10 protein-coding genes are annotated in these 7254 nt (G+C 67.3%); 9 read left to right on the forward strand and 1 reads right to left on the reverse strand.

Going from position 1 to position 7254, the window contains the following annotated elements; all coding sequences use genetic code 11:
• The 6 genes from ACFWPJ_RS19665 to ACFWPJ_RS19690 form a co-directional block, all read left to right on the forward strand.
• Nucleotides 1-786: 3-hydroxyacyl-CoA dehydrogenase family protein (locus ACFWPJ_RS19665; protein ID WP_378853298.1), on the forward strand; the 786-nt coding region annotated here is incomplete at its 5' end.
• 5 nt (nt 787-791) lie between these two features.
• Nucleotides 792-1460: a TetR/AcrR family transcriptional regulator gene (locus tag ACFWPJ_RS19670; protein ID WP_378853300.1), complete on the forward strand. Its 669-nt coding sequence runs from the start codon at nt 792-794 to the stop codon at nt 1458-1460.
• A 26-nt stretch (nt 1461-1486) separates the two neighbouring features.
• On the forward strand, nt 1487-2260 hold the full coding sequence (locus ACFWPJ_RS19675; protein WP_378853302.1) for an enoyl-CoA hydratase: 774 nt from the start codon (nt 1487-1489) through the stop codon (nt 2258-2260).
• 150 nt (nt 2261-2410) lie between these two features.
• On the forward strand, nt 2411-3010 hold the full coding sequence (locus ACFWPJ_RS19680; RefSeq protein WP_378853304.1) for a TetR/AcrR family transcriptional regulator: 600 nt from the start codon (nt 2411-2413) through the stop codon (nt 3008-3010).
• A gap of 174 nt (nt 3011-3184) precedes the next feature.
• A complete protein-coding gene (locus tag ACFWPJ_RS19685) occupies nt 3185-3355 on the forward strand; it encodes a hypothetical protein (RefSeq protein WP_378853306.1) in 171 nt (56 codons plus the stop codon).
• Between the two features lie 341 nt (nt 3356-3696).
• Entirely contained in the window at nt 3697-4875 is a 1179-nt protein-coding gene (locus tag ACFWPJ_RS19690) for a PucR family transcriptional regulator (RefSeq protein WP_378853308.1), read from the forward strand.
• Nucleotides 4876-4899: 24 nt separating this feature from the next.
• Here the strand turns inward: ACFWPJ_RS19690 and ACFWPJ_RS19695 are convergent, their stop codons facing one another.
• Entirely contained in the window at nt 4900-5157 is a 258-nt protein-coding gene (locus tag ACFWPJ_RS19695) for a hypothetical protein (protein ID WP_378853309.1), read from the reverse strand.
• Between the two features lie 184 nt (nt 5158-5341).
• On the opposite strand from ACFWPJ_RS19695, the gene ACFWPJ_RS19700 reads away from it, so the two are divergent.
• The 3 genes from ACFWPJ_RS19700 to ACFWPJ_RS19710 all read left to right on the forward strand — a co-directional run.
• Nucleotides 5342-5836, forward strand: coding sequence for a nuclear transport factor 2 family protein (locus ACFWPJ_RS19700; RefSeq protein ID WP_378853311.1), 495 nt, complete (start codon nt 5342-5344; stop codon nt 5834-5836).
• 9 nt (nt 5837-5845) lie between these two features.
• Nucleotides 5846-6676: an SDR family NAD(P)-dependent oxidoreductase gene (locus ACFWPJ_RS19705; RefSeq protein ID WP_378853313.1), complete on the forward strand. Its 831-nt coding sequence runs from the start codon at nt 5846-5848 to the stop codon at nt 6674-6676.
• 14 nt (nt 6677-6690) lie between these two features.
• On the forward strand, nt 6691-7254 hold a 564-nt coding region (locus ACFWPJ_RS19710; protein ID WP_378853315.1), incomplete at its 3' end, for an SDR family NAD(P)-dependent oxidoreductase.

Below are 7254 nucleotides of genomic sequence, written 5' to 3' on the forward strand. Positions count from 1 at the left end.
GTGGACAAGATGCCGCTGGTGGAGATCGTCGTCGGCGAGCAGACCAGCGACGAGGCCATCGCCCGCGCCGTCGACTACACCCTCGCGATCAAGAAGACCCCGATCGTGGTGAACGACAGCCGTGGCTTCTTCACCAGCCGGGTCATCGGCCAGTTCATGGACGAGGCCATCGCGCTGGTCGCCGAGGGCGTGCATCCGGCGTCGGTCGAACAGGCAGCCACCCAGGCCGGATACCCGGTGGGCGCGCTGGCGCTGGCCGACGAGATCAATATGAAGCTGGCGCAGAAGATCCGGCGCAGCCTGCGGGAAAACCTGCTCGCCGAGGGCAAGCGCTGGACCGACTCCAAGGCGTACCCGCTCGTCGACGCCATGGTCGACGACTTCGACCGTCCCGGCCGGCTCGAGGGCCGCGGCTTCTACGAGTACGACGCCGACGGCAAGAAGCTCGGGCTGTGGTCCGGACTGGTCGAGAAATACACTCGCGAAGACCACGGCATCCCGTTCATCGACATGCAGGAACGGATGCTGTTCGCCGAATCACTCGACACCGTGCGGTGTTTCGACGAGAACGTGCTGCGCACCGTACCGGACGCCAACATCGGGTCGATCTTCGGCATCGGTTTCCCGGCGTGGACCGGTGGAGTGATCCAGTACATCAACCAGTACGCGGGCGGACTGGCCGGATTCGTCGCGCGGGCCGACGAACTGCGGGCCGCCTACGGTGACCGGTTCGAGGTCCCGGATTCGTTGCGGGCCAAGGCCGCCGCCGGGGAAACTCTCGGCTGAGTGTCATGACGACGGACACGACTTCCCGGCGTCCGGTGCTGCCGGGCGCCGGGGCGAAGGTCACCTCCGCGCGCGGTGTGCGTGGCGACGGCCGGCGAGCGCACCGCAGGCGCGCCGTCGTAGCCGCCGCGCGAGACGTGTTCGTCGCCAGCGGCTATCACGGTGCGCGGATGGAGGAGATCAGCGCCCGCGCGGGGATCAGCAAACCGGTGCTGTACGACCACTTCGCGAACAAGCTGGATCTGTATCTGGCTGTGCTGCAACAGTATCTGGACCGCATGGTCGCCGGCGTCCGCGTCGCTGTCGCCGCCGACACCACGCCGCTGTCCCGCGTGCGCGGCGCGGTGTCGGTGTATTTCGACTTCGTCGACGAGGACCCGGGCGGTCACGTGCTGGTCTTCGAATCGCCGGTCCACAGCGAACCGAGTATCGAATGGCGGGTGCGCAGCGCCATGCGGGCCTGCGCGGATCTCGTTGCCGCCGAAATCCGCGCGGACGGTGTGGCCGCCGCACCCGCCGACATGTACGCCTGGAGCCTGGTGGGCACCAGCCACCTGGCCGCCCGCCACTGGCTCGACGCCGGCCGCCCGATCTCCAAGCAGGACGCCGTCGAGGTCACCGCCGCATTGTGCTGGAACGGGCTGTCCGGCTGTTCGCGCAGGTCCGACCACTGAAACACCCACTGCGAGAAGGAATCGATGTGAACGAGCAGAACGCCGAGATACTGTGTCACCGCGATGGCTCGATTGCCACGGTCACGATCAATCGGCCGCACCGGCTGAACGCCTTCACTCTCGATACGCTCCGGACCACCGCCGCGATGATCGATACCGTCGCCGCGGATCCCGAGGTCCGGGTGATCGTGCTGACCGGCGCGGGCCGGGCGTTCAGCGCGGGCGCCGACATCGCCGACGGTGACCCGGTCGGCGCGGCCACCGTCGACGCGGCCAACGAGGTGACCCGCGCCATCCGCCGTGCTCCACAACCCGTGGTCGCGGCCGTCAACGGTCCCGCCGTCGGCGTCGGCTGCTCATTCGCCCTCGCGGCCGACATCATCGTCGCGCGGACCTCGGCCTACTTCTTGCTCGCCTTCGCCGACATCGGGCTCATGCCCGACGGCGGCGCCAGCGTCCTGATCCCGGCTGCCGTCGGACGCGTGCACGCCATGCGGATGGCGTTGCTGCCCGACCGGATTCCCGCACCGGCGGCGCTGGCACAGGGCATGATCACCGCGGTCGTCGACGACGCCGACTTCGACACCGAGATCAACCGGGTGACAACACGTCTGGCCGCCGGCTCGGCGGCCGCGCAGGCGCGGATCAAGCACGCGATCAATGCGAGCACGTTGACAGGTCTCGCCGACGGCCTCGAACTCGAACGCATCGGACAGACCATCCTGCTGGCCGGCGCCGACTACGCCGAGGGCGTGGCCGCATTCCAGGACAAGCGCCCACCGCGATTCGGCACCGGTTAGGCGACCGCGCCGGTCACCGATCTGACCGGCGCGCCAGTGTCGGCCTCCTCGCGCCAGGCTCATTGACGACCTCAGGCAGGAACTCGCTCCCTGCCTGACCGCTTGTCAAGACGAGACGTACCGTTCCGCTGTCGGATAGGATCTGTGCCCATGGACAGAACCACGCCGGACCGCACCCGCCGCAGCGAGCGCTCCCGGGTCGCGATCCTCGACGCCACCCGCGAACTCATCGGCGAGGTCGAGTACGCGAAGCTGACGATCGAGGCCATCGCGGCGCGCGCCGGGGTCGGCAAGCAGACGATCTACCGGTGGTGGCCGTCCAAGGGCGCCGTGGTCTTCGACGCCCTGCTGGCCGCGAGCGAGAATCCCGACGGCGGCGGTATCGAATTGCCGGACACCGGCGATATCGGCACCGACCTGACCACGGTGCTGCGCGCGACCGCCGCCGAGTTCGCCGATCCCGCGTTCGCCGCCCCGATCCGGGCGTTGACGACCGAGATCCTCAACGATCCCGACCTCGCCGCCGTCTATCGCGAGCGCATGGACGAACCGATGCGTGCGGCCAAGAAGCGCCGCCTGGAGAGTGCGCAGCGCGTCGGCCAGATCCGCGCCGACGCCGATCTGGATCTGATCGTCGACATGCTCTACGGACCGCTGACCCAGCGATGGCTACAGCGTTCGGGTCGTCTCGACGACGAGTTCGCCGACGCCCTGGTCGCCGCGGTGCTGCGCTCCTTCGGCCCCGCCTGACTCGATGCGACGAGATGCCGGTACTCAATCTTGTGGATATCTCTGACGATTCGTCGAATGGTGCAGAGGAAGGCCAAAACCTGCGCGGACTATGATTGGTTCCGGAGTTTCCTGTGATCTGATCGAGATGTCCCCGAGATGGGGATGTTTCACAGAATGCAATCGAGGAACTGTATGAACTCCAGAACTGCCCGTCCGCTCGCCGTCGCCGCGTTGGTGCTGTCCGCGGGCGCACTGAGTGTCGGTACCGCCACCGCGGCTTCGCCTGCCCCCGTTGCGGGTTCGGTGGAAGTCTGCCTGCCCCTCCCGCATATCGGCCCGCTCGAGCTGGCGCTGTGCCTGTAACCGGCTAGCTGAAGTGCCTCCGGCGGTGGTGGAAACCGTTCGCGGTGAGCAGGATTGCGCGGTTCTGCCCCGGATCCGCCACCGCCGGAGGGCAGGTGGGTAGGTCGAACCGCCCGGTGGCGTTGTCGGAACCCATCATTGATCCGGATTTCCGTTGCGGTTTATCACAAGCGAAGGCCGGACGGTGGTTGTTACTTCAACGGTAGATTGGGGCCTTGCCCAGTGATCTGGGTTGGGAAGGATTCATCATGGCTGTCTCACAATCCATTGCGCCGTTCTTGACCGCAGCGGGCCGTCCGGTATCGAACCCCTTGAAGGATGTGCGGACGATATCCCGTCAGATGGTGGGTCATTTCATCGAGAATGTCGTGCCGTGCGCGACACTCCCCGGCGAAGTACTCGACGGTGATGTCACCGCGGTGACCCGGGTGTGTCTGGAGCTGACCAGGGGCGTACTCGACGGCCGGGACCTCCCGGGGCGGCTGGAGCGAATCCAATCCGCGGCCGCCGACTGGGCGCGGGAGGGCATCCCGATCGACACCATTCACAATGCCGTGCACGAAGGCTTCAAACTCGGTTTCGACCTCGTCACCGCCGGTGTCACCAACCAGGACCACGAGACGGTCGTCGGTGTGGCCCGGCGGCTGACCGACATCCAGAACATGATCACCTCGGCGGTATCGCTGGCCTATGTGCGCGAACTGCGCTCGGTCGTCAGTGAGCATCACACCGCCGTCCATACGCTGACCTCGGCATTGCTCGGTGGTCAGAACACCTCGACGATGGCCAGGGAATGCGGCATCACCGTCGCCGACAACTATCACGTCGTCGCGCTGGCGCTGCCGCCCCATGTCGAGGAATTCATCCCGTCCCTCGACGGCAATGTGGTTGCCCGGCGCAAGCTGCGGCGCGTGCAGGCCGAGCTGGCGAACCGGTGCGTGGGCAAGGTGCTGTCGCTGTTGAGCGTCGACGGCCTCACGCTGCTGCTCCCCACCTCGGAGTTCTCCGAACTGGAGCTGGACGAGTTGATCGCCGGATTGTCCGACGCGGCCCAGGTTCCGGTGCGCGCCGTGACGACGACCGCGGTACCGGCGGAAATCCCGCGTGCGGCAGAACAGGTCCATGAACTGGTCGAAATAGTGGATCGGCTCGGTGGACCGAGCAAGGTCTATCGTCCGCATCAACTGGCATTCGAATACCAGCTGACCAGGCAGGGCCCGGCCCGCGATTACCTGAGTTCGGTCGTCGATTCCCTCGAAGCGCATCCGGAACTGCTGCAGACGCTCGAGGTGTACATGGCGACGAATTTGCAGCGTTCGCGGACCGCGCGCGAGTTGTTCATCCACACGAATACGGTGGACTACCGATTGAAGCGCATCGGCCAGCTGACCGGCTTCGATCTGAACGATGTCACCGGTTTGTGTTATCTGCGCGCGGCGCTGCTGATCCGCGCGCATCGCGGACTCGGCAAGCCGGAGAACCTGCGCGCCGAGGGTGAGACCAGTTCTCGCGCAGGGTGATTCGCGCGGATACCAGGCGGCGGACTACGCCGCGCGGACGTTGACCGTGGTGTCGGTGCTGGGAAAGTCGAACACACGCAGCCGCCCGGTCACCAGGTCGACCGTGTCGGCGATCACGCGTCCGGCGCGGTGTGCACCGCCGGCGAAACTCGTGCTGATCACGCGGTAGCTGCGACGCGGGGTGATCACGATGTCACCCGATTCCAGCAGTCCGGCCGAGGTGGGCGCGCCGGGGCGACTGTCGGCCGTCTCGGTGCGGCGATTGACGCCGAGCAAACTCAACACTGTGATTGTCTCCCGTTGTGTACGTCGCGGAATCCGCGTCCCGTCGCCGGTTCCGCGAACGGGTATCGAGATCTTTTACCCACGGGCAGTGCACGGGAAACCGTCGAAAATCCGCGGTCCGTTCCCGATGAGCGGGAAGACACGCGGGCGCTGACATCCGCCAGGTCATACGGTGAGTTTCATGACGGCCACACTCCAGCCCGACGACGCCTCGACGCACCTCGCGCGGTTGGCGGCGATCGAGTCGATCACCGCGCTCAAGCACCGCTACTTCCGCGCCTGCGACGCCAAGGACCCCGAAGGGTTCCGCGACTGTTTCGTCGCGGTCGGCTCGGCACTGGACTACGGCGAGCTCGGATCTATGGACGCCGACGGCATGGCCGCCGTCTTCGCCTCGATCGCCCTGCGGCAGGTGGACGGCAAGCACGCGATCCTCGACATGCACCACGGCGTGCACCCCGACATCACGGTGCGCGCGGATGGCACCGCGAGTGGCCGGTGGACGCTGCGGTTCCGCCAGGTCAACCTGATCGAGCGCACCGAAACCGTCGCCACCGGCGAATACACCGACGAATACCGGGTGGAGGACGGCCGCTGGAAGATCGCGACGTGCACATTCCAGCGGTTGTGGGCGATCACCAGGCCGCTCGACGACGCCTGCCGGATCGCGCAGTAGGGCAGGGGCATGTCGAAGATCGCTCTGGTGACCGGCGCCAGCCGTGGCGTCGGCAAGGGAATCGCGCTGGCGCTCGGCGCCGCGGGATGGACCGTGTATCTGACCGGGCGGGGCAGCGCGGGTGACGGTGGGCCGCTGGAAGTGGCCGCCGCCGAGGTGAGCGCCCGCGGCGGCACCGGCATCGCCGTGCGGTGCGACCATCGTGACGACGCGCAGATCGCCGCGCTATTCGCCCGCATCGCCGCCGAACAGGACGGACTCGATCTGCTGGTCAACAACGCGTGGGCCAACCCCGACGGTTTCGCCGGCTTCAGCGACCCGTTCTGGCGGCGGCCAGTCGGTGACTGGGACACGCTGATCGGCGTCGGCCTGCGCGCGCACTATGTCGCCTCCGTCGAGGCGGCGCGGCTCATGGTCGCGCGCGGCAGCGGCGTCATCGCCAATATCTCCTCGTTCGGCACCCGCGGCTATCTGCACTCGGTGCTGTACGGCATGTCGAAGGCGGGGCTGGACAAGATGGCCTGCGACATGGCTGTGGAACTACGCGGGACCGGCGTGAGCACCCTGTCGCTGTGGCCCGGGATCGTGCGCACCGAGCAGGTGCTGGCCATGGGTGTCGAGGACATCGAGGGGTTCCCGATCGCGGGTGCGGAGACGCCGGAATTCGTGGGCCGGGTCGTCCTGGCGCTGGCCACCGATCCCGAGATCGGCACCCGCAGCGGCAGCACGGTGATCACCGCCGAGGCGGCCGTGGAGTACGGGATCACCGACATTGATGGAGGACAGCCGGTATCGCATCGCGAGGCCTTCGGCGGCGGCGCGGTCTTCGGCGTCCGGTGAGAAAGGGATCTTTGATGGAGCTTTCGGGCAAAGTAGTGCTGGTCACCGGTGGAGCGCGCGGTCTGGGCGCGTCCTTCGCCCACGGGATCGTCGCCGCGGGCGGCAGCGTCGTGATCGGTGACCTCCTGGACGAGGACGGCGCCGCCGTCGCGGGCGAGCTGGGGGAGCGCGCCCGGTTCGTCCACCTCGATGTCACCGACCCGGCGTCGTGGCAGCACGCCGTCGACACCGCTGTCGGTGCCTTCGGGACACTGACCGGCCTGGTGAACAATGCCGGGGTGACCGCATCGGGTGTGCCGTTGGTCGAGGAGCCGCTCGAGACGTTCCAGCGGGTGATCCAGGTCAACCTGGTATCGGTGAACATCGGCATCCACGCGGTGGTGCCTGCGCTGCGGGCCGCCGGTGGTGGTTCCATCGTCAATATCTCCTCGGCCGCCGGGCTGGTCGGCCTGGCGCACACAGGTGCCTACGGCGCGGCCAAGTGGGGTGTGCGCGGGCTCACCAAGGTCGCCGCGGTCGAGCTCGCGCGCGACCGGATCCGGGTGAACTCGGTACATCCCGGTATCTGTCTCTTATAC

This window comes from Nocardia sp. NPDC058497, assembly GCF_042720195.1.
Lineage (GTDB): Bacteria > Actinomycetota > Actinomycetes > Mycobacteriales > Mycobacteriaceae > Nocardia.